We start from the raw sequence: 23,131 nt of genomic DNA on the forward strand, positions 1-23,131 counted from the left end.
AACATCACCATCTGTGGCACGGCTGTTAAACCGTCTTGCCAACACAACACAGTCTGCGCATAGCTGCGGCATGGACCACGACTCTCCGCCGGACATCACGCCACTTAACCCCACCTATGTCACGACGACGCGTATCGCATCGGCGTTGGGCTATTTGCCGTTCCTGATCGGTGCAGGCGCTCTGGAAATCGCCCAGTTGTTGCCCCCCGGCAGCTTTTTTGTACCGGTATTCCTGTTGTATCTTTTCATGGCTTTTGTCGTGCCGAAGCGGAAATACCGCCATTGGGGCTATGATATGGGCAGCGACCGGCTGCGGATCGTGCGCGGTTACATGTTTTTCCGCGATACCGTCGTGCCCTTTGGACGTATCCAGCATATCGATGTCGAGCAGGGACCGATCGACCGCCGCTACGACCTTGCAACCTTGACCGTGCACACCGCGGGGAACCACAACAGCACCGTTACGTTGCCGGGATTGCTCCATGCCGATGCTCTGGCTATGCGCGAAGCGATCCGCTCTGCAATCCGGCAGGATCAGATTTGACGGACGAAGCCGTTCCCGACGCTTTGGCCACACCGGTCGAGCCACAGGGGGATGAGGGCGAGCGCCTTCATGTCCTCGGCCTGTTCGTAGGCTTCGTTACCGGATTGCCGCAGCTTATTTTCCCGATCTTTGCCGCTTTCTTCGGAACAAGGGGAAGTGACAATCCGCTGATTTCCATCGCCGCCGTCAGCGCGATCCTGTTGTTCAGCCTTTTCTTCCGCTGGTTGTCCTGGATGCGGTTCCGGTACCACATCGGCGAGCATGATATCCGCATCGAAAGCGGAATTGTCAGCCGAAACGCCCGCTCCATTCCGTTCGAGCGCATCCAGGATGTCAGCATTGAACAAAAGCCTTTGGCGCGCCTCTTCGCGCTGGGGGAAGTCAAATTCGAAACAGGCGGCGGTGACGGGGATGATGCGAAACTGAGCTTTGTGAGCGTCGAAGAAGCCAACCGCCTGCGCGAATTGGTAAAGGCCCACAAGAGTGGACAGGCGAGCGTGAGCCACGCGGAACCTCTTGTCCCGGACGCTGATGCGCCACCCATTTTTGCGATGGATAGTAATCGCGTTTTCATTTTCGGACTCTATTCCTTTTCGCTCGTTATTTTCGCGGTTCTCGGCGGTCTGGCGCAGCAATTTGATTTTCTGCTGCCTTTCGAAATCTGGGATTTCCGGCACTGGATCGGTGTAGCCGAAGAGCGCGGGGTCACCGTTGAAAATTTGAACGGGATCGGCTGGACGGCACAGATCATATTGGCGTTGGTGGCGCTTGGAGGCCTCATATTCATCGGCTTTGCTACCGGCATCATCCGCACCGTATTGCGTGAATATGGGTTCCGGCTGGAACGCACGGCCAAGGGTTTCCGGCGCCGTCGCGGCCTCTTGACGTTGACCGATGCCGTCATGCCTGCGCATCGTGTGCAGGCGGCGGTTGTTCAAACCGGGCCGATCCGCAAGCGCCGTGGGTGGCACAGCCTGAAATTCGTTAGTCTCGCCCAGGACAGCAAGGACGAAGCTAATTTCGTCGCCGCACCTTTTGCAACGCTCGCGGAAATCTGGCCGATTGCCCATGCGGCGATGATTGTCGCACCAGACGCCCAAACCCAGTTCCATCGGGGTGTCATCAGAAATTGGACAATCCAGATTCTGCTTATTTTACCGGTGATATTGGGTGCGATCGTGGCGGTAACCCTGTGGGCAGACACGACGATTTTGCGGGCGATGTCTTTACTTTTGATATTGGTATTTTTTGTACCCTATCTCTGGTTAGACTGGCGCAAATATGGCTATGCTCTGGACGGCGACCAAATCTATGTAAAAAGAGGCTGGTGGCAGGAAAAGCTGACCATTGCGCCTCAGGTCAAGGTGCAGACGGTTGAAATATACCAAGGCCCGATTGCAAGGCGGCAAGGGCTCGCCTCGGTCAATTTCGGCATTTCCGGTGGGTCATTGGAAATGATCGCTTTGCCGCTGGAAACGGCACAGGCCATCCGGGACGCGGTCATGGAGCAGGTTGCCGCCGTGGATTACGCGGTGGTTGCTGGTGAAGCACGTCTCAGCACGAATGTGTAACTTTTCCGCGTTTTGGCAGCCCGGACAACTCAGTCGATAGCCTGAACAACCTGTTCTTCGATCACGCTGCCATCCTCTTTGCGCAGCGTCATCTTCACGGTCTTGGCGCTCCAGTCGATATCGATCTGGCCAAAATTGGGGATGCCCCATAGACCGCCGGTCCGGCGCGGGTCCGGCTCCCGTTCGCCGCCGTCACCCTTGCCGAACGCAAAGTTGAGCGAGCTGGACGTGAAATCCCATAAAGGCTTCGAAAGCCCCGGAAGCTGGGTTTTATAGAATGCGCCTGAATGACGGTCGCCCGTCAGGAAGATGGCGTTGCTGACTTTTTTGTCGGCCAGCAAGGCATAGAGACGATCCCGCTCTTTGGGGAAATTGGTCCATCCTTCGAAATTATGTGCGTCGGTAATGACCTGCGTTGACGAGATGATGAAACGTAATTCGGCCGGTTTGGATAGTTCTTGTGCTAGCCAGTCCCATTGGGCGTTGCCCAAAATCGATGCTTTGGGGTCCATATTCGGAATATACCAGCCCAGTGCCGGACCGGGATCGCGATAGGGCATGACGGCAAGGTCGGACCGGAAAAAGCGCGAGTCCAGAATGATGAACTGCACGCGCTTGCCTTCCGGACCGACGATGCGGCTTTCATAGACACCGGGACGCGCCTTAACCTCGTCGCTGCTGCTCCAATAGGTTTCGTAAATTTTCTCCGCCCATTCTTTGTAGGCGAAGGCACCTCCTGCGTCATTCGCGCCATAATCATGGTCGTCCCATGTGGTCATCATGGGTACGCTGCGGCGGAAGCGGTCAAATTCCACACGGCTGCTGAGCTTGCGGTAACTTGCGGTCAAAGTCGGTATGTCGGCACCGTTGGTCGGACGCGTATCGCCATAGACATTGTCGCCGATCAGCAAAAATGCCTGCGGTTTTTGCGTCGCAATGACATCCCAGAATTTCATGTCGCGGTTTTCATTGACGCACGACCCGAAGGCGAAGCGCGTAATGACGCTGTTCGAAGAGAGTGCCGGATTAACGGGCGCCTTGGGAAGCTTTGTCGTCAGAGTGGCATAATAAGGCCGCAAAGCTTCCTGCGCGCTTTGCGGAGCGGCGGGCGCTGACGCCGCAGTCGTGCCACCGACATTGGCGGCGCAGCCGGACAGCAAAAGGATGGCAAGGGGGAGAGCGCGTTTCATGGGGCAGTCTTACCTTTTATCAAAAGCTGGATCGCTCCTTCCTCGTCCGAGAAGAGCTTCGCGTCAATGCCGTAAACGGCAGCGAGATTGGATGACGTCAACACGTCGGCAACGGAACCTTGGGCAAAAACATTGCCCCGGTGCAGCAATATAACTTGGTCGGCAAAGCGTACTGCGTGATGGAGGTCGTGCAACACCGCGACGACACCCTTACCGCTGCGCGCCTGATCGCGCAAAAGATGGAGCATGTCGATCTGGTAACCGGGGTCGAGATTAGCGAGCGGTTCATCCGCCAAAATCCACTGTGGTTGTCCGGCCAAAACACGCGCCATCAACACCCGCGCCCGTTCTCCGCCCGAAAGCTCTGTCACCAGCCGGTCTGAAAAAGATGTTGTCCCGGTTGCGGTGAGGGCTGCATCGATGGCCGAATGGTCTTCGGCAGACAGGCCTAAGCCTTTTCGATGCGGATAGCGACCGAGTGCCACAAGGGCATGCGCCGTGATCGCCCAGTGGGTTTGCGCACCTTGGGGCAGTAGGCCTAATAATTTTGCCCGCGCGGCGTCGGACAATGCAAGGATCGCATCGCCATCCAGTTGCACAGAGCCGGAGCGGGGCTCCAGCAAGCCTGCAAGGCAATTGAGCAATGTCGATTTTCCCGCACCATTGGGGCCGAGAATGACACTGAATTGGCCAGGATGGAGACGTGCCGAAACATCCTCCAAGGCCGGACGTGTATCATGGGCGAACCAGATATTGTCGCATTGCAGGATCATGCCGCGCGTCCCCTTTGCTTCCAAAGGAGCATGAAGAAAAATGGAGCGCCCAGAACGGCCATGGCAATGCCCAGCCGTATTTCCGTTGGCCCGGGGATGAGGCGGACCATACTATCCGCGACGAGTGTCAATATCGCTCCGCCAAGTGCGGATGGGAGCAATATGGACGAAGGCTGTTCACCCATCATGCCGCGGATCAGATGCGGCACGATCAGCCCTACAAATCCAACGACACCCGATACGGCGACCGAAGCCCCGACGGATAAACCGACGCCGACCACAATCACCCAGCGCAACTGGTTCAGATTAACGCCAATGCTACGCGCCCCGTCTTCGCCGAGCGTCAGGGCATCAAGCGCTCGTCCCGTTGTGAGCAACAGCGCCGCGCCGATGGCCATCAACGGGAGAGCTTTGACGACATCTTCCATCAGCCGATCCGTTAAGGCCCCCATCAACCAGTTGATGATTTCGCTGGCGGCAAAGGGGTTGGGCGCAATGCTGATCAGAAAAGCGGTGAGCGATCCTGCCAGTGTGGACAGCACCATTCCGCCGAGGATGAAACCCAATGGCCCGCCGCCGCGTGCGAGCGTCAGCAGCAGCAGTATACTCACGCCCGCCCCCAGCATGGCGCAGCTGAACAGGCCAAGAGGCAGCGTGTTGAGGCCAAGGAATATCGCTGTCACGCCGCCGAGAGCGGCACTGGAAGAGACACCGAGGACGGTAGGATCGGCAAGGGGATTGCGCAAATAGCCCTGCAGAACCGCACCGGACAGGCCGAGCACAGCCCCTATGCCCAGACCCAGAAGCGCCCGGGGCAGGCGGAGTTCGAGAAAAATCCAGCCGTCGGGGGCGTCGGAAAGCCATGCCATTGGCCATATCCAGACTTTGCCCGCCATCAGCGAAAGTAAAAATGCCCCAACTGTCAGAAGCAGCAACAGCGGTGCCATCCAGCGCGCGGTCATCGGACAGCCTTTCGCGCATCTTCAAAAATCTGTGCAACCTTGATGACGGTCGGTCCCCCACAAAACAGAAGCTGGTCGCGAAATGGTACGATCCGGGTCTTGCCGCCCAGATGTTTGAGCAATTTCTGGCGCGATGCAAGTTCCCGGTCCGCATCGCCCTGCGGCGTCACAGGCATGAAGATGACCTGCGGCGGGTTGCGGATCAGGCTTTCCAAAGGAAGCACACCCCAGGATTGCAAACCAAAGGAGGCGCTGGCGTTACGGAACCCATGCCGGCGCAGCAGTTCGTCCTGCAACGTTCCTGTCCCCGCGACAAAGCCGCCATTTTGCCAGATGATTGCCGACGGTGCTTGGTCTTGTGGATGGGGGTTTCGGGCTTCGCCTTGTGCGGAGAGCATGCGCGCGACCAGAGCCTCGCCTGCGTCGACCCGGCCAATGGCTTTGGCGATGTGCCGGACTTGCGCGACATCCTCTTCCAAGGTGGCCGCAACGCCCACGGCCACGACCTTGATCCCCGCTTTCGCCAAGGCGGCATTAGTGCCAGACGAAGCGAGATTACCGGTCAGGACCAGCCGGGGCTTGGCCGCCAGAATATCTTCCGCCCCCGTACCAAGTGCTGGATATTGCCGTGCCCAGTTCAGCGGCGCTGAAGCGCTGTCGGCGTCATGCGAATAGACGCTGACCGCAGCCACCTGACCGGGGGCGGCGATTTCGGCAAGGATGGCATCGATACACGGGTTGTTGGATACAATCCCGCCGGGCGCAATGCTGGGCTGGCCGCTGCACCCGCCAAGAAGCAGAACAAGCGGCCAGACCCATTTCATCAGAATGTCGCCCGGACGCCGACATGCGCGTTGCGGCGATAGCTGTTATAGCCTGCCACCTGCACATAATCGGTATCGAAGACATTCTCGACCCTGCCGTAAAGCTCGAACCGGTCGGTGACCGGAAAGGCTGCGCGCAGGTGGGTGAGGGCATATCCATCAAGCCGGACCGTGTTGGCCGCATTGTCGAAACTGTCGCCAGACAGCAGCAAGGTCGCGCCAAGTTTCAAGCGCCACGGCGTTTGCCAATCGACCGTGAGGCTGCCCGCATGTTGCGGCCGGAGGGCAAGTCGGTTGCCGAAATTCGCGCCTACCGAACGGTTGATCGCGTTGGTGAGGGTGTAGTTTGTCTGCACGCTCAGACGGTCGGTCGGTTGTAATGCAAAGCCCAGTTCAACCCCTTCGCTGTTCACCCGGTCGATATTCTCCGACTGGAATGTCGTGAATGAAAAGGCGATCAGATCGGTGCTTTTCCGGTTGAAATAGGTGGCATAGACTTGGGCCTTGCCGTCCAGAAAGCGGTGCTCGACACCAATGTCGAAATTGCGGGCTGTTTCGGGTTTCAAATTGGGGTTGCCAAAGGGCGGCTGGCCTTCCGACAATGTGGGGGCGCGGAACCCTTCGCCATAGGTAGCCCGCACTACGGTGTTCCCGTCATTGGGGGTGTAGGCTATGTTTCCGCCCAAGGTCGTCTGGCCGCCATAGTCGCTATAGTCGTCATGACGCACCCCGCCGGTCAGGGTCAGGCCTTTGATGGGCCGGAGGATGACTTGGCCAAAGCCGCTGGTAACCTGATTGCGGGCGCGGTCGGCCGGGGCACCTTCGAAGGATGTGCGCGCGAACGTCCGTTCATGCTCGGCGCCAAAGACAAGCGTTGCCGCGTCGGCGATATCGAAGGACCCATGATATTCGAAACGGTCGATCGTGCCCTTCACATCAAAATTGTTGAAGCTGAACACCACCGGATCGGTGCCGATGCGGGTGATGTCGGTGCGGGCATAGGACAGGCGGTTGCGCAAACGACCGTCGGCCAGATCGAACAGCGCGCCGACATAGCCTACAAACTGACGGTTACGCGAAACCGGCAGGGCATTTGCCCCTGCGCCAAAGGGCGAATCATATTCGATGGTCCCGCGGTTGTAATAACCCCGGAAATCCAGCGCGACATTCTCGGCCAGATTGACCTTCAACCGGCCATTTGCCGACCAGTTTTCAAAGCCGTCGTCCTCGGATCCTCCCGCCAAAGCGGAAATGCCGTCGGTGCGATAAAACGCGCCGCCAAAGCTGCCTTCGACGATGCCGCTTGTGCCCGAGAGATTGGCGGATGCACGAACGCTGTCGGCATAGCCATATTCCAGCCCGGCGCGCGCTGCCAGATCTTCGGTGGGCGTCAGGCTCTGCACATTGATGACCCCGCCAATCGCCTGGCTGCCCCAGATGATGGAATTCGGCCCCCGCAGCACCTCGACCCGTCCGATATTGCCGGTCAGCAAAGCACCGAAGTCGAACGCCGCATTGGGGCTGGACGGGTCGTTGATGCGCACCCCGTCGATCAGCACCAAGGTCTGCGAACTGTTGCCGCCGCGAATGAAAACGCTGCTCTGGCTTCCCACCGGACCGCGCGCCGCAACCGCGATGCCGGGCAATGTCCGGAGCGCGTCGCTGATGCTGACGGACTGCAACTCCGCCAGCCGCTCGGCATCCACTACCGATATGGCTTGCCCGGTTTCAGAGCGGGGTTGCTCAAAACCGCTTGCCGTGACGACAATGTCGTCCTCCGCAAAGGCAGGGACAGGCAACAGCGCCAGTGCTGCTGCCGAAAATTTTAGCAATGTCATATAGTTATATCCTTCACATGACGTCCAAACAAATGTCGTCACGCGGAGGAAAACCCCGATTGCGCCAGTGTCCCGCAAGCACAAAGGACAGACCGCAAACAGGCAGGTCTCCTGGCTCCCGGGTCAAAATCCAAACCCCGCCTTCCCAGTTTCCCAGTGGCATAAGGGGCAAAACTCGCCGGTTACAGTTGCGGGAACAGCGCCGGATTTCCGCCGGCTTCCCTATTATCCTTGTTTTCACAAAGACCTGTTGCGTGGTCAGGGCATTACGTCGATTACGTCCCTAATGCAATGCCGCGCGACGACCGACAAATTTAGGAGCCAACCGCAATGACTTTGACCAACCTCCTTGTCCCGACTTACAGCCAGATGCTGAAGACGCTCGTCAGTTGGCTGGCAAAGGCCGAGGCGCAGATGCCCGACAAAGCGGAGTCCATGCTGTTGGCACGTCTCGCCCCTGACATGTTTCCGCTGTCTACACAGATCCGTTTCGTGTGCTTGCAGGCGCAGGAAGCCTTATTCCGCCTTCGGGGCGAGGCATTTCCAGCGTCGTTCGACGAACTGGTGAACGAAGGTCGAAACGCTGCCGACCACCCCGGAACAATTGCCACTGCAAAATCGCGTATCGAAGAGACTCTGACATTGCTCGGCTCGCTGGCGCCGGATGCGCTTGACGGGGATGAAGACCGGCCGGTCGCGCATGAGATACCCAATGGCATGATCTTCGACCTGACCGCAGCGCAATATGCTCGAGACTGGGCTCTGCCGCAATTCTACTTTCACCTTATGACAGCCTACGCGATTTTACGCAGCGAGGGCGTTGCTCTCGGTAAGGTTGACTATATCCCGCACATGCTCCCCTTCATCCGGCCCGGGACGATGCCTGTGGGCTAAGCGCCCGCGACAAACAGGTGATACGGCTAATGCCTCGTTTTACCCGGCCTTTGCATGCCCCAGAATTGGGGGCCTTCGGGAACCTGCCACATATGCTTCACCTGAAATCCGAAGCTTTGATAGAGCGCAACATTATGTTCGTCGGCGGTTTCGAGATAAGCGGGCAAGCCGTCTTCGTCGGCGCGTTCAAGGCCTGCCCGGATTGCCGCTCCGCCAAAGCCCTTGCCCTGATGCGCAGGGTCACAGCCGGCATAATGCAGATACCAAACCGGTTCTTTGGGTAGGTGCTTTTCAATGAGGTCAGCGACCTCCAGCCCGCGAAAAATCGAAAAGCGCAGGCGCTGGATAAAGGGAATGATCAGTCGGGCGCGATCCCACAGGCTATCATGGGCCTGACCCGGGCCACGCCACAAAGTAACCGCCTCAATCCCGTCCGTGCCAAATACCGCGCCCTTGCGGTGCTCGTCCTGCAAAAACAGGTGGAAGGCACCAGCAAGCCGCTGCGCGCGTAGCTTCGGGTCGGGGATGACATAGCTCCACCCCGTTTCCGTCTGGAACGCACGCGCTAAAGTCTCTGCGATTTCCAGATTGTCGGTCGGGGCAAGAAGCCTTGCTTTGCTGTTGCTCAAGCCTTTGCCTGCTTCAAAATGGGCAGATTACGGACGCGCTTTCCGGTGGCAGCGAACAGTGCGTTAGCAAGCGCCGGAGCAGCCGGTGGCACGCCGGGTTCGCCGATTCCACCCATATAGGCCCCGCTGTTGATGAAATGGATATCGTGCACCAACGGAGCATCGGCAAGCTTCAGCAAAGGGTAATCGGAAAAATTGCTCTGCTGCACAGCGCCTTTTTCCAGCGTGACAGCTTCACCGATCGCCGATGACAGGCCCATGAGCGTCCCGCCTTCAATCTGCGCCTTGGCGGCGTCCGGATTGACGATGCTGCCTGCGTCGACGACGGTCGTGATCTTGTGCACTTTGGGCATGCCATCTTCTTTGACCGAAGCTTCGATCACATGGGCGACAATGGTCTTGAAGCTTTCGACAATCGCCACCCCGCGACCAACGCCCTCAGGCAGAGGCGCTTTCCAATTTGCAAGACGTGCGCACTCGTCAAGAACACGCAAATGGCGGGAGTCTGCTTTCAAATGGTTCCGGCGAAACTCGACGGGGTCCACACCTGCGGCATGGGCTAGCTCATCCATGAAGCTTTCATTGTAAAAGCCCTGTTGGGTCGAGTTAACCGAACGCCACGCGCCGGTGATCTGGTTGGATTTATGTTCATAATTCCGGCGCGCGACGGCGGGAAGATTGTAGATGAATGTCGTTTCCGCTTCCGCGCTTTCGGTCTGGGCATAATCGTTGGAAAAGGCCGCAATCCGTTTGTTGGCGGTAACATTCGCCTTCAAAATAGCCGCGCTCTGCGGGCGATAGGCCCCTTGCGCGATTTCTTCCTCACGGCTCCAGATCAATTTCACCGGATAGGGCAATTGCATGGCCAGTTTCGTGACCTGGCTGACGATTTCCATATACATGGGCAGACGGCGGCCAAAGCTGCCCCCGATCAGCATCGGGTGGAAAGTCACCTTGTCGCCGTCTAGCCCCGAAACATCGACGGCCATCATTTTGGACGCCAGCGGGTCTTGCATCCCGCCCCAAATGTCCAGCTTTCCGTCCTTATAATGGGCGGTCAGGGCAAAGGGTTCCATCATGGCATGGTGCAGGAAAGGAACCTGATATTTTGCTTCGATAGGCTTTGGTCCCATCGCGGCCTTGACGTCACCTTCGCCAGCCTCACCGGCCGGTTCACCCTTGGCAATCAGATCGTCATAGGCTTTGAAAATAGATGCCGTCGAAATGGCTCCGTTCCCGCCATCGGTGAATTGCGGCGTCATCGCGCGCAAGCCGCTAATGGCGGCCCAATAGCCTTTGCCAACGACAGCGACGGCGTCGTCCAGCTTGATCACCTTTTCGACACCCTTGACGGCAAGGACAGGGGCCTCATCCACCGATGTCAGTTTGCCGCCGCGAACCGGAGCGGCCATGATGGTTGCGACGCGCATATCGGGGACAGAGAAGTCCATTCCATATTGCGCGGTTCCGTCGACCTTCGCCGGGATATCCAGACGTGGGACCGACTGGCGCATCAGGCGATAGTTTTTGGGGTCCTTGAGCGTGGGTTCGTTATTCAACGAAAGCGTAGCCGCCTCGGCAGCCAGCTTGCCATAGGGCAGCGAACGGCTGGATTTGGCGTGAATGACGTGGCTGTCTTGCGTCGTCAGTTCCGACGCGGGAACGCCAAGCCGTTTGGCGGCCGTTTCAATCAACGCAAGGCGGGTGGCCGCGCCCACTTTCTGGAAAGTGACTTGTCCTGTAAAACGCAGCGCTGTCGATCCGCCTGTGATCTGCAAATTCATTTGCCGTGCAAGGAACGACAGAAATGATTGCGGGACGCCATTGATAATGCCCGGCTGTCCCGTCATTTCGCCGAGGAATCCCCGGCCGAGACCAACATTGGCAAAAGCGGATTCGGCAGGTGCCGATACTAGCTTTACCAGATCCCAATTCGCGTCCAGCTCTTCGGCCAACATCTGTGCAAGGCCGGTATTCGACCCTTGTCCGATATCGGTGTGCGGGGAATAGATTGTAACAACATTGTCTTCGGAAATTTTCAGCCAGGTTGCAAAGCTATGCTCGCCTTTACCGGCGGTCAATTTCGCGGCTGTTTTGACGGCATTGCTGTCCATGATCGAAATGCCGAACAGACCGGCGCCGACAATCGCGACGCCGCCGATCAAGAAGGCGCGGCGTTTCACGCCCTTGCGCTTTGTGGCGGCGGGCTGTTCCATTTCCAATGTGGGATTATCGGCCATTATGCAGCTCCTTCGACAGCGGTGGCCGCTTGGCCGGTGGCGGCGTGGATGGCCTTGCGGATGCGGGGGTAGGTGCCGCAGCGGCAGATATTAGTCATTGCCTCGTCAATCTGGTCGTCCGATGGCTTGCCCGTTTTTTCGATTAACGCAACGGCGGCCATGATTTGGCCTGACTGGCAATAACCGCATTGTGGAACTTGTGCCGCGATCCATGCTTTCTGCACAGCATGCAATGTACCATCCGATCCCTTGATGCCTTCAATGGTCGTAATGGATTTTCCGGCGACTTCGCTTACCGGAAGGCTGCACGAACGGGCAGGCTCTCCATTGACATGGACGGTGCAGGCACCGCAGGCCGCGATACCGCAGCCGAATTTGGTTCCGGTCAGCCCAAGTTCTTCGCGAATAGCCCAGAGAAGCGGGGAATCCGGTTCCGCATTCAGTGTCACGGCCTTGCCGTTTACGGTCGTCGATATCGTCATGTTGTGAAGCTCCCGCCCTCTGATACGTTTCATATAGCAACCTGTTAAACCCTTTGCTAGGCCCATCCCCATGAAAACAGGCGCTGCAGACCATCACCGTATTTTGGCGAGTGTGCAGGCGTGGCGCGGCGCACCAATGGCGCTGGCGACCGTCGTTGAAACGTGGAAATCCGCGCCTTGTCCTGTGGGTACCCACATGTTGGTCCACGCGGATGGGCGCTTTACAGGGTCGGTTTCTGGTGGATGTGTGGAAGGCGATGTCCTTGAGACAGCACGTCAGGTGATTGTCGATAACGGCTTTGCCTTGCGCCGGTACGGGGTCGCCGATGGTGCAGCATGGGAGGTTGGCTTGCCCTGTGGCGGCGACATTGTCGTGCTCGTGCAAAATGTGTCGCCCGATTTCTTCCCCGGTCCTCTGTTCGGCGCGATCATCGACGCACAGGCGGCGGGCGAGGTGCTTCATATCGGCACCAATTTGGACAATGGGTCCAGCGCCATTGTGGAGGAGGAAGCGGCAGGACTTTTCATCAACAGTTATTTGCCGCCACGCCGGTTGATTATCGTTGGCGCCGTCGAAATCGCGTCAACCTTGGCCAATGTTGCATGCGCTATGGGTATTGAAGTGGTCTTGATCGATCCGCGTGCGCGTTTCCTGACGGCGGAGCGCTTTCCCGACACACAGCTTGATGATCGCTGGCCCGACGACGCAATCCGCGCGCTGGCACCCGATGCGCGGACAGCAATTGTGACGTTGAGCCATGATCCCAAAATCGACGATCCCGCTCTGCTTGCCGCCCTCGAAACGCCAGCGGCCTATATTGCAGCGCTTGGTTCCAAATCATCGCAGATCAAGCGGAAAGAACGTTTGATCGCGATGGGGGCTTCAGCCGACCAACTGACGCGTATTGAGGGACCTGCGGGCGTTGCCATCAATGCGATAAGTGCCCCGGAAATCGCCTTGTCGATAGCCGGCGGAATGGTGCGGGCGTTTAACGATGGATTGCGCTGACATTGCCCTGATAGTGCTGGCCGCGGGACTTGGATCCCGCTTCGGTGCCGATAAGCTTTCGGTTCCACTTGATGGCCTGCCGGTCGGCCTGCACATTGCGCACACGAGCAACAGCATCGATTTCGGATGGCGGTTCGCGATATGCAGCCCCGCTTCGTCCTTGACGCCGCGCTATGTCGAATATGGTTTTACCGTTATCGACAATGCAAATCCCGAAGCGGGGCAGGCCCATTCTCTGCATTTGGCGATAAGGGCGGCAGAGGACACCGATGCTAAGGCCCTATTGGTGACTTTGGCGGATATGCCTTTTGTCACCGAGGGCCTGCTGCGGAAAATTGCCGCGTTCCCGACTATGGCAGCGTCCTACAACGGGCGGAATGCGATGCCCCCTGTGCTTTTCCCACGTACCCATTGGGCCGGCCTGTTAAACATGCAGGGTGATGCAGGCGGCCGTTCACTTTTGCATGCAGCTCAAAAGGTCGAAGCGTCGGCGGCCGAGTTGCGCGACATTGACGTGCCGGATGATTTGGTTAGACCCGCAGATGCATGACCGTTGATACCGCACGCCAATCGATAGACGCCGCGCTCCGCAATCCGCAGTTGATTGAGGCGGCTCTGGCATTGTCCGAAGACCGTCTGCACGACGCGGAACCGCTGCTGCGCGGAACGTTGCGAGAAGATCCCACCGATGTGGCGGCCATACGGATGATGGCCGAACTTGCGGCGCGGATTGGACGGTTAAAGGACAGCGAGGCCCTGTTGCGGCGTGCGCTTGAACTTGCCCCATCGTTCGGCGCGGCGCGTGCAAATCTGGCGACCGTGCTGTATAAGCAAAACCGTTTTCCCGAGGCGTTGGAGCAACTGGATGCCGTTTTGGCGGTAGAGGGCGACAATCCAGCGCAGCAGAACCTCAAGGCAGCAGCTCTTGGACGCATCGGCGGATATGCCGAAGCAATCGGGCTTTACAGGGACCTGATCGAACGCTTCCCGGACCACGCCAAATTGTGGATGAGCTTTGGCCATATGCTCAAAACCGTTGGGGAGCAGGATTCCTCAATTGCGGCGTACCGGCGTGCGCTGAAAGTAGAGCCGACATTGGGGGAGGTGTGGTGGAGCCTTGCCAATTTGAAGACAGTGCAGTTTTCGGACGAGGATATGACCGCAATGCAGGCGGCCCTTTCAAACGCCGGGTTATCGGATGAAGATAAATTCCATCTGCACTTTGCCTTGGGGAAAGCATCCGAAGATCGCGCTTTTTTCGAGGAAGCATTCGCGCATTATGCCGCAGGAAATGCCCTGCGCAGCGCGGAATTACAGCACGAACCCGACACTGTCACGGCGCAGGTGGACCATGTGGTCCGAACCGTCACACCCGAATTTCTCGCGGCGCGGAAAGGGGCGGGGCATCGTGCCGCAGACCCCATTTTCATCATTGGAATGCCGCGTGCCGGGTCCACCCTGATCGAGCAGATTCTTTCCAGCCATTCGCTGATTGAAGGCACAATGGAATTGCCTGATATTCCGGCCATGGCGATGCGCGAAGCGCGGGAGCTTGAGGGCGGGAAGGGCAAGGACGTTGGCGCACCTTGGCTGGCTGCGGTGGCGGATATGGCGCCGGAGCGGCTTACTGCTTTGGGCGCGGAATATATCGAGCGGACACAGATCCAGCGCAAGACAGCAAAGCCCTTCTTTATCGACAAGTTGCCGAACAACTGGGCCTATCTCGGGTTCATCCGCTTGATCTTGCCCAGCGCGAAGATCATCGACGCACGCCGTCATCCGCTGGACTGCTGTTTTTCCAATTTCCGCCAGCATTTCGCCAAGGGACAGGCGTTCAGCTATGACCTGACCCATATGGGCCGCTATTATTCCGACTATGTGCGCGCGATGGCGCATTTTGATGCGGTGCTGCCGGGCTATGTCCACCGTGTCATCCACGAAGAGCTACTCGAAGACCCTGAAGGCGAGATCCGGCGGTTGCTCGCCTTTCTCGACGTACCGTTCGAGGAGGATTGCCTGAATTTTCACGCCAACACACGCGCAGTCCGCACCGCCTCCAGCGAACAGGTTCGGCGGCCGATCAATCGGGACGGCGTGGATCAATGGAAGCCGTATGAGCACCATCTCGACCCCTTGAAAACGGCGCTGGGCTCCACTTGGATCACTTACCCGGCACTCTGATAGTTGCGGCATTGCAACACACGATTGCAAAATAGTGCAAAAAAGTGACGTTAACCGAAAATATATTGCGCTGCGGCAAGGAATAGGTGTCTATTCACAAGAGTGTAATAAGGGAGGGTCGCTTCATGCGCCAAATGCAAAGTAAATCGAAAGTCCGCACGACTTTGTCCATGCTGCTCGCATCGACAGGGCTCAGCATCGCAATGCCTGCTCTCGCGCAGGATGCTGCCGACGAAGACAGCGATGTCATCGTTGTTACAGCGGCAAAGCGCGAACAGAATTTGCAGGACGTGCCGATCGCGATCAATGCCATCGGCAACGAAAAGCTCGACCAGCTGCAGGTCAGTGAACTTCAGGACGTTGTGAAGTTCCTGCCGTCTGTGACGATCCAGCAGGGTGGCCCCGGCTTTGCACAAGTTTATTTCCGCGGCGTCGCTTCGGGTGAAAACGCGAACCACTCGGCATCGCTGCCGACCGTCGGCACCTATCTGGACGAAATGCCGATCACGACCATTCAGGGCGCACTCGATCTGCACGCCTATGACTTGGCCCGCGTCGAAGCCTTGGCCGGACCGCAGGGAACGCTATACGGCGCCAGCTCGATGGCTGGTACGCTGAAGCTGGTGACCAATGCACCCGATCCATCCGGCTTCTACGGCAGCGCCGGCGTGGAAATCAACAATGTGGCCCATGGCGACTTTGGTGCGATTTACGAAGGCTTCCTGAACGTTCCCATCAGCGAAGGCGCGGCTGCGCGCTTGGTCGGTTGGTACCGCGATGATGGCGGTTATATCGACAATATCTTCGGCGCCCGTACTTATGCATCGTCCGGGATTACCCAGAATAACGGTGCACTGGTCGAGAAAAACTATAACGACGCCGAAACCTATGGCGCACGTTTGGCCCTCGGCATCGACCTTGACGATAACTGGACGATCAAGCCCACCGTAATGGGCCAGGTTCAAAACACCGAAGGCAGCTACTCGCAGGAACGCTCGGGCCAAACAAATGACGAGCTTCAAGTGGTTCAGTACAACCCCGAAGGCAGCCGCGATAAGTGGATCCAGGCCGCTTTGACCATCGAAGGCAAGATCGGCAACTGGGACCTCACTGTCACCGGCGGACATCTGCGTCGCAAGACCGAGACCGCAAGCGACTATTCGGACTATGCCTATTTTTATGACGCCTTGGCTGGATACGGCAATTATTTCTACGATAATGCCGGTAACCTCGTAAACCCGAACCAGTATATTCAGGGGATCGACCGCTATAAAAAGACGTTCGGCGAATTGCGCATCGCAAGTCCTGCCGACGCTCCGCTGCGGTTTATCGGTGGTTTGTTCTACCAGCGCCAATCGCACAATATCGAACAGAATTACATCATCGATAACATCGCTGATGCCATCACCGTCACCGGCACGGACAGCAATATCTGGCTGACCAAGCAGCTGCGCATCGACCGCGACTATGCCGCTTTTGGTGAAATGACGTACGACATCACCGACAAGCTCTCGCTGACCGGTGGTCTGCGTTATTACAAGTTCGACAACTCGTTGCAGGGCTTTTTCGGTTTCTCCGACGGCTATTCCAGCCGGACCGGTGAAGCTGCGTGTCTGAACACCGATGGCACCACGCGCCGCGCCAACCCGGCTGGCACGCCTGTCCCCATTATTGTTGCGGGCAGCCCTTGCACCAACGTCGACAAGTCCACGTCTGACAACGGTTTCATTCATAAGCTGAACGCGACCTACAAGTTAAGCGACGATGCGCTCGTTTATGCGACCTGGTCGCGCGGTTTCCGTCCGGGCGGTATCAACCGTCGCGGTACCTTGCCGCCTTATGGTTCGGACAAGCTGGACAACTATGAGCTGGGCTGGAAAACCACCTTCGGTGCGTTCCGCTGGAACGGTGCAGTCTATCAGGAAGACTGGAATAACATCCAGCTTTCCTTCCTCGGTGCCAACGGCCTGACCGAAATCCGCAATGCCGGTATCGCCCGCATTCGCGGTGTCGAAATGGACGTGGGCTACCGCGCCGGTGGTTTCTCGATCAATGCGGGCTTTAGCTACAATGATGCCGAAATCCGTCGCGATTTCTGCCGCATTGCCAACCCGACCTTCGATTGCACACTGCCTGGTCCAGCAGGCGAAGTGAACGCTGTATTGGCTCCCGCCGGATCGCGTTTGCCGGTTACCGCAAAGCTGAAAGGCAATGCGATTGCCCGCTACGAATTCCCGATTTCCGATTGGGATGGCCATGTGCAGTTCGCCGTGAACCACATCGGCAGCCGCCGCAGCGATTTGCGCCCTGCGCAGAACACGCTGAAGGGCAATTTGGGCGCTTACACCACCGTCGACTTCTCTTTTGGTATCAAGAAAGACCAGTGGGATATCGAAGCGTTCGCGACCAATTTGTTTGACGAGCGTGGCATCGTGAACACCGGCGTGCAATGTCTTGAAACCGTCTGCGGTACAGGTGTGACGCCTGCAACGCCCACCGGCGGCGCCTTCTACGACACCATCATCAAACCACGCATCATCGGGATCAAATTCTCGCGTGATTTTTAAGAGTTAGTCACGACCACGGTTCATCACCGTGGGTGACAGGGGGGAAAGCCGGGTCTGTTCGGACCCGGCTTTTTCATGTGCGGTTAGCCGAACAAACGACCCAGAAAGCTGCGGTCCGCCAGTATTTCGGCGGCGCAATTGTGTCCCGGTGCGCCGGTCACACCGCCGCCCGGATGTGCGCCAGCGCCGCACATATACAGGCCCTTCAATGGCCCGCGATACGCGCCATGCCCAAGGACAGGCCGCGCGCTCCACAATTGGTCGAGGCTCATATTACCGTGCATGATGTCGCCGCCAGCGAGGCCGAATTTGCGTTCGAGTCCCTTTGGCGACAATATCTGCCGACCCAGAACCGATGCGCGGAAACCGGGGGCATATTCTTCCACGGTATCGATAATCAGATCGGCTGCCTTGCCTTCTTCGGCATCCCAATCCCGCCCATCGGGCAGTTCGGGGGCAAATTGCTGGCAGAATAGCGACGCGACATGCTGGCCTGCCGGAGCAAGGCTGTCGTCGATTGTTGACGGTATCAGCATTTCCACGATCGGCTTTTGCGACCAGCCATCGCGCTTTGCGTCGAGGAATGCGCGGTCCATATAGTCCAGTGTCGGGGCAATGATGATGCCGGATTGGTGATGTTCGCCGGGTTCGGGCAAGCAGGTGAATTTCGGCAATTCCGACAAGGCGACGTTCATGCGGAAAGTGCCGCTGCCTGCCTTGAAACCTTTGATACGGCGCTTGAATTCGGGCTTCAGATCGCCATCACCAAACATGCGTTCGTACAAAATCTTGGGTCCGACATTGGAAATGACGCGGTCGGCCATGACTTCTTCGCCGCTTTCGAGCCGCACGCCCGCAACTTTTTCGCCGTCGACCAGAACGCGTGCAACAGGTGCTTCCAGACTGATGTCCACGCCGAGTTCGCGGCATACCTTGGCCATGATCTGCGTGATGTTGCCCATCCCGCCGACGCTGTGGCCCCAGGCACCCTTGTTTCCGTTCACCTCGCCAAAGACGTGATGCAGCAGGACGTAAGCGCTGCCGGGTGTATCGGGGCTGGCATAGTTGCCCACCACGGCATCGAAGCCGAACGCGGCCTTTACAGCTTCGCTTTCAAACCAGCTGTCGAGGAAGCTACGCGCCGATTTCGTAAACAGGTCGAGCACATCACGCTGCTGGCTGAGCGATAACTTCATCAGGCCACGTCCCTGGCGGGCGGCGTCGATAAATGTCTTCAGGCCATCGCCGACATTGGGCGGGGATTTCAGGGCCAGGTCGCGCAGGACATCGGCGACATTTTCCAGCATTTCATAATAATCGGGCAGAACCTGCGCATCATGTTTGGAAAAACGGGCAAACTCCGCCTGCGTGCGTTCAAGCCCGCCACCCAGCTTCAAATATCCACCATCTTCCTGTGGCAGAAAATTGCTGATGGGTCGTTCGATGACGCGATAGCCATGATCGGCCAACCGCATATCGGAAATAACCTTGGGCTGAAGCAGGCTGACGGTGTAGCTTGCCACGGAATTGCGGAAACCCGGATGAAATTCCTCGGTCACGGCAGCACCGCCAACGACGTCGCGGCGTTCGACAATCCGGACTTTCAGTCCGGCACGCGCAAGGTAGAAAGCGCACACAAGGCCGTTGTGGCCGGCACCGATAATCAGGGCATCATATTTTTTGGTCATTTTTGGCTCCAGCCCGACGCGGGGCGATGTTCGAGACAGGCTTCAGGAATAAGATGACGGACGCGGCGGCAGAAGCTTTTCAGGCAGACTTCCTTGTCCGACAAAGGGCCCATAGAAAAGCTGCGGCTTTCCATACCCTGTTGGACACGCGTAATCAGTTCGGTGTCTTCGGCGTTTACCTGCCGGTTGATACGCCAGTTGAGGTACCGCGCCGCGCGCATTTCGCGGCGATCGTCGTCCAGAACATAGCTGATCTCGCGGATTAGGCAGCTATCGGGGCCGGTCGGAAGCCATTGCATGAAATCGACCTGGTCAGGATAAATGTCGAAGGCGACAGATGGCCAAAGCTTGAAATAGAGCCAGCGCTTCTGATTGGCTTCGGGCAGATAGGGGACGGGCGGCAAAAGGCTTTGATAGGCACGCTCCGACCAGTTGGATGACGTCCGGTCCACCAGATCCCCCCACATGCGATCAACATGGGGCTCGGCTTCGACGCCATAGCTTTTGCCGAAAAGCCGGGTCAGTCCGGGATGCGCGACCGGGATGTGGAGACCATCGGAATAATTGTCGCCGACATTTTTCCAGTTCACGGAACGTGGCCGCAGGGTGACGCGGCCCAGCGCCTTCAATTCTTCAAATTTATAAGGCGCGACCTGATCTTCATAGGGGGCCATCATCTCGGCCACCGATGGTCCGCCACTTTCCAATCGAACAAAAATGAAACCGCGCCAAAGTTCCATATCCACCGAAACCAGCCCGGACTTGTCTTTGTCGAGTGTGGGATAGGATGCGCTGTCCGGAACACCGGTCAGCCGGCCATCAAGGTCATAGGTCCACGCATGATAGGGGCATACAAGCTTTTTTGCACAACCACTCGATCCATCGACGAGCCGCGAACCGCGGTGACGGCATACATTGGTAAAGGCGCGCAATATTTGGTCTGCGCCCCGCACAACGATAATGCTTTCGCCAACATAGTCGAGGCTGTGCCAATCGCCTGCATTGGGAATGTCGCTGATATGGCAAACAACCTGCCATGCGGGGCGAAAGATGCGCTCAACTTCAAGTTTCGCAAATTCGGGATCGTTGTACGTCCATGCCGGAAGGCTCCAGCCCTCTAGTGCGTGTGTATGATCCTGAGCGGTTTGAACGGACATGTTGATTCCCTTGTTATACGAGTGTATAACAACAGCATGAGCGCGCGACAAGTCTTTACCCGCGAGAGCGCCGATATCCGCAAGGAAGCCTTGATTGCGGCCTGTGCCCATTGTCTTGCGACATTCGGTGCGCAGGGCACATCGGTACGCGCCATCTGTGTTGAGGCTGGCGTGTCACCGGGCTTGCTGCGGCATTATTTCGACGGCATTGATGCGCTGGTCGCGGCAACCTACCGGGCAACAGGAGCGAGGGTTGCCAAGGCGTTGCATGAAGCGGTCGCAGCGGTGCCCGCCGATAATCCGCGCAGCCGGCTTCTCGCATTTGTAACCGCGAGTTTTCGCGAGCCCATTGCTGATCCCGAGTTGCTCGCCACATGGATTGCCTTTTGGAGCCTTTCGCGAACAGATCCCGTGATCGGGCAAATCCATGGCGAGATATATGCGGACAATAGGCGCGATATGGAGCAGTTGATCGCAGCCTGTCCCGGCGCGCCCGATGATCCGCGCCTGATGGCAGTGGCCTTGACGGCTTTGGTCGATGGACTTTGGCTAGAACTCAGTCTGGGCAATGCGCCCTTCAGTGTCGATGAGGCAGAGGCGCTTGCGGAAAAGTGGTTGGATAGTTTGCTGGCATAGTTTCAAATGCAACGTTAATGTTGCGGCATGAGCGATGCCCCCATGACCTATGCGCGCTATCTCGCGCTCGACGAATTGCTATCCTGCCAGCATCCCCAGTCGGAACTGGACGATGAGATGCTGTTCATTATCATCCACCAGACCAAGGAGCTCTGGTTGAAGCAGATGATCCGCGAATTGCAACTCGCGCAGTCGCAAATTCGCAGCGATGCGCTTATTCCAGCTTACAAGGCATTAGCAAGAGTGAGCCGTATTCAAGCAGTTATGACACTGAGTTGGGATGTTTTGTCGACTATGACGCCGTCCGACTACACGCGTTTCCGGCATGTTCTGGGGCCAAGCTCCGGTTTTCAATCTGACCAGTTTCGTACCGTCGAATTCATGCTGGGCCTGAAAGACAGCGCGCATTTGAAGTTTCAGGAGGATCGTCCCGAAGCGCGCGCGGCGATGATGACGGCGCTGACAGAGCCAAGCATTTGGGATGATACCATCATCGCTCTGGCGCGTGCCGGTATTGATGTTCCCTTGGGACAATTATCGCGTGATTGGGCGCAGCCCCATGTGTTTTCGCCCGAAGTCGAGGCCGGATTTCTGCAGGTTTATCGCGATACCGAACGCTATTGGGAGCTCTATCAGTTGGCGGAGAAGCTGGTTGATCTGGACGATGCCATGGCGACCTGGCGGCACAAGCATGTGATAACGGTGGAGCGTATCATCGGTGGAAAGCGCGGTACGGGGGGAACCGCCGGTGTTAGCTATTTGAGCAGCACTTTGAGCAAGCGCGCCTTTCCCGAATTGTGGTCGCTGCGGACCCAGTTGTGAGTTTCAAGCATCTCTTCAGCCGATCGCTGACCGCTGCGCCCGATCGATTGCACTTTGCCGCACATAGCCATCATCTGTGGCCAGATGCGAGCCATGATGGGCAGATGGCGGCATGGGCGGACGCCGCCCATATGGCGGATCATAAATGGGGCATCATCATGGGCAGCCTCTGGTCAGAGGCGCAGGGTCATGTTGCTTCGGAGCTGGCCTTGCCCGATCCATCGACGATCAGTTTTTCCCCGAACACGCATGATTTCCTGGTGCGCATTATTTCCGCCATGGACCGCCCAACGCTGCGCATTTTATCTACGGATGGCGAATTCCACAGTTTCCGGCGGCAGATGGCGCGCTGGGTTGAGAGCGGGAAAATCGTCTGGAGGCAGGTGCCGCCGGATGCTTTGGCGGCCGAAGCGGCCCGAAACGAATATGATCTGATTTTCGCAAGCCATGTGCTTTTCAATTCCGGCAATGTTGTGGACTTCGGGCCGTTGGCTGCGCTGGCAAAGCCTGAGGGGCCGTGGGTTGTTGTAGACGGCTATCACGGCTTCATGGCTATCCCTACCAATTTGGTCCATGTTGCCGACAGGATATTCTATCTGTCGGGCGGGTATAAATATGCCATGGCGGGCGAGGGGGTCTGTTTTTTGCACGCCCCGACAGGGTTTGCGCCGCGGCCGGAGATAACCGGCTGGTATGCCGAATTTGACGATCTGGCCTTACCGGCAGGTAGCGTCGGATACGCCCCCGACGGGCGGCGCTTTTTAGGGAGCACTTTCGATCCGTCGGGCCTGTACCGTTTCTGCGCCATCCGTTCGATGCTGGAGATAGAGGGTCTGAAGACCGAAGTTATTTCCGCCCATGTCACACGGCTGCAACAGCAATTTCTTAGCGCGGTGCACATGCCGGATATGCATCTACTCAATCCCATGACGGACCAGCCCCATGCGCGTTTTCTGGCGTTCAAGGGTGCACGGGCGGTGCAATTGCATGCGGAATTGGCACGTCGTCAGGTCGTGACGGATGTCCGCGGCGATGTCTTGCGGTTTGGATTTGGTCTCTATCAAGACCCGGATGATGTTGACCAATTGACTGAAATATTAAAAACAATAGGCTGATAAAAAAAG

Annotated in this window: 20 protein-coding genes and 1 riboswitch; of the genes, 10 read left to right on the forward strand and 10 right to left on the reverse strand. The window is 57.7% G+C overall.

Annotated features, from left to right (window positions below; all coding sequences use genetic code 11):
- Positions 1-13: 13 nt before the first annotated feature.
- Positions 14-544 (forward strand): PH domain-containing protein, encoded by a 531-nt coding sequence (locus tag EUU25_RS01100; RefSeq protein WP_246162828.1) that lies wholly within the window; start codon positions 14-16, stop codon positions 542-544.
- Positions 541-2,115 (forward strand): PH domain-containing protein, encoded by a 1,575-nt coding sequence (locus EUU25_RS01105; protein WP_158897638.1) that lies wholly within the window; start codon positions 541-543, stop codon positions 2,113-2,115. Before EUU25_RS01100 ends, EUU25_RS01105 begins: the two co-directional genes overlap by 4 nt.
- A gap of 29 nt (positions 2,116-2,144) precedes the next feature.
- On the opposite strand, the gene EUU25_RS01110 is transcribed toward EUU25_RS01105, so the two are convergent.
- From EUU25_RS01110 to EUU25_RS01130, 5 genes are read right to left on the reverse strand one after another with little or no spacing between them, the layout of a single operon-like run.
- Positions 2,145-3,305 carry an alkaline phosphatase D family protein gene (locus tag EUU25_RS01110; RefSeq protein WP_158897639.1) on the reverse strand — a complete coding sequence of 387 codons (1,161 nt, stop codon included), beginning with the start codon at positions 3,303-3,305 and terminating at the stop codon, positions 2,145-2,147.
- Positions 3,302-4,078 carry an ABC transporter ATP-binding protein gene (locus tag EUU25_RS01115; protein ID WP_158897640.1) on the reverse strand — a complete coding sequence of 259 codons (777 nt, stop codon included), beginning with the start codon at positions 4,076-4,078 and terminating at the stop codon, positions 3,302-3,304. Before EUU25_RS01115 ends, EUU25_RS01110 begins: the two co-directional genes overlap by 4 nt.
- Positions 4,075-5,040, reverse strand: a complete 966-nt coding sequence (locus tag EUU25_RS01120; protein ID WP_158897641.1) for a FecCD family ABC transporter permease — start codon at positions 5,038-5,040, stop codon at positions 4,075-4,077. Before EUU25_RS01120 ends, EUU25_RS01115 begins: the two co-directional genes overlap by 4 nt.
- Positions 5,037-5,864 (reverse strand): ABC transporter substrate-binding protein, encoded by an 828-nt coding sequence (locus EUU25_RS01125; protein ID WP_158897642.1) that lies wholly within the window; start codon positions 5,862-5,864, stop codon positions 5,037-5,039. Before EUU25_RS01125 ends, EUU25_RS01120 begins: the two co-directional genes overlap by 4 nt.
- Positions 5,864-7,702 (reverse strand): TonB-dependent receptor plug domain-containing protein, encoded by a 1,839-nt coding sequence (locus EUU25_RS01130; RefSeq protein WP_158897643.1) that lies wholly within the window; start codon positions 7,700-7,702, stop codon positions 5,864-5,866. Before EUU25_RS01130 ends, EUU25_RS01125 begins: the two co-directional genes overlap by 1 nt.
- Positions 7,703-7,786: 84 nt before the next feature.
- Positions 7,787-7,968, reverse strand: a riboswitch (cobalamin riboswitch).
- Positions 7,969-8,032: 64 nt separating this feature from the next.
- On the opposite strand from EUU25_RS01130, the gene EUU25_RS01135 reads away from it, so the two are divergent.
- The gene (locus EUU25_RS01135) at positions 8,033-8,596 is read left to right on the forward strand and encodes a DUF1993 domain-containing protein (protein ID WP_158897644.1); all 564 of its coding nucleotides are present in this window, start codon (positions 8,033-8,035) and stop codon (positions 8,594-8,596) included.
- A 26-nt stretch (positions 8,597-8,622) separates the two neighbouring features.
- Here the strand turns inward: EUU25_RS01135 and EUU25_RS01140 are convergent, their stop codons facing one another.
- Genes EUU25_RS01140 through EUU25_RS01150 form a run of 3 tightly spaced genes read right to left on the reverse strand, consistent with a single transcriptional unit; the run spans position 8,623 to position 11,947 of the window.
- The gene (locus tag EUU25_RS01140) at positions 8,623-9,225 is read right to left on the reverse strand and encodes a GNAT family N-acetyltransferase (RefSeq protein ID WP_158897645.1); all 603 of its coding nucleotides are present in this window, start codon (positions 9,223-9,225) and stop codon (positions 8,623-8,625) included.
- Positions 9,222-11,465, reverse strand: coding sequence for a xanthine dehydrogenase family protein molybdopterin-binding subunit (locus EUU25_RS01145; RefSeq protein ID WP_158897646.1), 2,244 nt, complete (start codon positions 11,463-11,465; stop codon positions 9,222-9,224). The genes EUU25_RS01140 and EUU25_RS01145 overlap by 4 nt, the downstream gene beginning before the upstream one ends.
- Positions 11,465-11,947, reverse strand: a complete 483-nt coding sequence (locus EUU25_RS01150) for a (2Fe-2S)-binding protein (RefSeq protein WP_158897647.1) — start codon at positions 11,945-11,947, stop codon at positions 11,465-11,467. The genes EUU25_RS01145 and EUU25_RS01150 overlap by 1 nt, the downstream gene beginning before the upstream one ends.
- Positions 11,948-12,017: 70 nt before the next feature.
- On the opposite strand from EUU25_RS01150, the gene EUU25_RS01155 reads away from it, so the two are divergent.
- From EUU25_RS01155 to EUU25_RS01170, 4 genes are all read left to right on the forward strand, one after another.
- Entirely contained in the window at positions 12,018-12,956 is a 939-nt protein-coding gene (locus EUU25_RS01155; protein ID WP_158897648.1) for an XdhC family protein, read from the forward strand.
- Positions 12,943-13,506 (forward strand): nucleotidyltransferase family protein, encoded by a 564-nt coding sequence (locus tag EUU25_RS01160; RefSeq protein ID WP_158897649.1) that lies wholly within the window; start codon positions 12,943-12,945, stop codon positions 13,504-13,506. Before EUU25_RS01155 ends, EUU25_RS01160 begins: the two co-directional genes overlap by 14 nt.
- Entirely contained in the window at positions 13,503-15,137 is a 1,635-nt protein-coding gene (locus EUU25_RS01165; protein ID WP_158897650.1) for a tetratricopeptide repeat-containing sulfotransferase family protein, read from the forward strand. Before EUU25_RS01160 ends, EUU25_RS01165 begins: the two co-directional genes overlap by 4 nt.
- A 134-nt stretch (positions 15,138-15,271) precedes the next feature.
- Positions 15,272-17,704, forward strand: coding sequence for a TonB-dependent receptor (locus EUU25_RS01170; RefSeq protein ID WP_187351306.1), 2,433 nt, complete (start codon positions 15,272-15,274; stop codon positions 17,702-17,704).
- Between the two features lie 83 nt (positions 17,705-17,787).
- Here EUU25_RS01170 and EUU25_RS01175 read toward each other — a convergent pair whose 3' ends face one another.
- Positions 17,788-19,392 carry a phytoene desaturase family protein gene (locus EUU25_RS01175; protein WP_158897652.1) on the reverse strand — a complete coding sequence of 535 codons (1,605 nt, stop codon included), beginning with the start codon at positions 19,390-19,392 and terminating at the stop codon, positions 17,788-17,790.
- Positions 19,389-20,549 carry an aromatic ring-hydroxylating oxygenase subunit alpha gene (locus EUU25_RS01180; RefSeq protein WP_158897653.1) on the reverse strand — a complete coding sequence of 387 codons (1,161 nt, stop codon included), beginning with the start codon at positions 20,547-20,549 and terminating at the stop codon, positions 19,389-19,391. Before EUU25_RS01180 ends, EUU25_RS01175 begins: the two co-directional genes overlap by 4 nt.
- A gap of 36 nt (positions 20,550-20,585) precedes the next feature.
- On the opposite strand from EUU25_RS01180, the gene EUU25_RS01185 reads away from it, so the two are divergent.
- The 3 genes from EUU25_RS01185 to EUU25_RS01195 are packed head-to-tail and all read left to right on the forward strand — an operon-like array spanning position 20,586 to position 23,122.
- Complete coding sequence (locus EUU25_RS01185) at positions 20,586-21,185, forward strand: TetR family transcriptional regulator C-terminal domain-containing protein (RefSeq protein WP_158897654.1); 600 nt, start codon at positions 20,586-20,588, stop codon at positions 21,183-21,185.
- Positions 21,186-21,212: 27 nt separating this feature from the next.
- Positions 21,213-22,007 (forward strand): tryptophan 2,3-dioxygenase, encoded by a 795-nt coding sequence (locus tag EUU25_RS01190; protein ID WP_158897655.1) that lies wholly within the window; start codon positions 21,213-21,215, stop codon positions 22,005-22,007.
- Entirely contained in the window at positions 22,004-23,122 is a 1,119-nt protein-coding gene (locus EUU25_RS01195) for a kynureninase/PvdN C-terminal domain-containing protein (protein WP_158897656.1), read from the forward strand. The genes EUU25_RS01190 and EUU25_RS01195 overlap by 4 nt, the downstream gene beginning before the upstream one ends.
- Positions 23,123-23,131 lie beyond the last annotated feature (9 nt).

The sequence above is a fragment of the Sphingorhabdus lacus genome (assembly GCF_009768975.1).
Classification (GTDB): domain Bacteria; phylum Pseudomonadota; class Alphaproteobacteria; order Sphingomonadales; family Sphingomonadaceae; genus Sphingorhabdus_B; species Sphingorhabdus_B lacus.

What these genes read in the sequence shown, in the direction of transcription:
- EUU25_RS01135 (WP_158897644.1), top strand. Translation starts at nt 8,033, where the DNA reads ATGACTTTGACCAACCTCCTTGTCCCGACTTACAGCCAGATGCTGAAG.
- EUU25_RS01120 (WP_158897641.1), bottom strand. Translation starts at nt 5,040, where the DNA reads ATGACCGCGCGCTGGATGGCACCGCTGTTGCTGCTTCTGACAGTTGGG.
- EUU25_RS01150 (WP_158897647.1), bottom strand. Translation starts at nt 11,947, where the DNA reads ATGACGATATCGACGACCGTAAACGGCAAGGCCGTGACACTGAATGCG.
- EUU25_RS01110 (WP_158897639.1), bottom strand. Translation starts at nt 3,305, where the DNA reads ATGAAACGCGCTCTCCCCCTTGCCATCCTTTTGCTGTCCGGCTGCGCC.
- EUU25_RS01170 (WP_187351306.1), top strand. Translation starts at nt 15,272, where the DNA reads ATGCAAAGTAAATCGAAAGTCCGCACGACTTTGTCCATGCTGCTCGCA.
- EUU25_RS01175 (WP_158897652.1), bottom strand. Translation starts at nt 19,392, where the DNA reads ATGACCAAAAAATATGATGCCCTGATTATCGGTGCCGGCCACAACGGC.
- EUU25_RS01125 (WP_158897642.1), bottom strand. Translation starts at nt 5,864, where the DNA reads ATGAAATGGGTCTGGCCGCTTGTTCTGCTTCTTGGCGGGTGCAGCGGC.
- EUU25_RS01190 (WP_158897655.1), top strand. Translation starts at nt 21,213, where the DNA reads ATGAGCGATGCCCCCATGACCTATGCGCGCTATCTCGCGCTCGACGAA.
- EUU25_RS01115 (WP_158897640.1), bottom strand. Translation starts at nt 4,078, where the DNA reads ATGATCCTGCAATGCGACAATATCTGGTTCGCCCATGATACACGTCCG.
- EUU25_RS01165 (WP_158897650.1), top strand. Translation starts at nt 13,503, where the DNA reads ATGACCGTTGATACCGCACGCCAATCGATAGACGCCGCGCTCCGCAAT.
- EUU25_RS01185 (WP_158897654.1), top strand. Translation starts at nt 20,586, where the DNA reads ATGAGCGCGCGACAAGTCTTTACCCGCGAGAGCGCCGATATCCGCAAG.
- EUU25_RS01145 (WP_158897646.1), bottom strand. Translation starts at nt 11,465, where the DNA reads ATGGCCGATAATCCCACATTGGAAATGGAACAGCCCGCCGCCACAAAG.
- EUU25_RS01160 (WP_158897649.1), top strand. Translation starts at nt 12,943, where the DNA reads ATGGATTGCGCTGACATTGCCCTGATAGTGCTGGCCGCGGGACTTGGA.
- EUU25_RS01130 (WP_158897643.1), bottom strand. Translation starts at nt 7,702, where the DNA reads ATGACATTGCTAAAATTTTCGGCAGCAGCACTGGCGCTGTTGCCTGTC.
- EUU25_RS01155 (WP_158897648.1), top strand. Translation starts at nt 12,018, where the DNA reads ATGAAAACAGGCGCTGCAGACCATCACCGTATTTTGGCGAGTGTGCAG.
- EUU25_RS01180 (WP_158897653.1), bottom strand. Translation starts at nt 20,549, where the DNA reads ATGTCCGTTCAAACCGCTCAGGATCATACACACGCACTAGAGGGCTGG.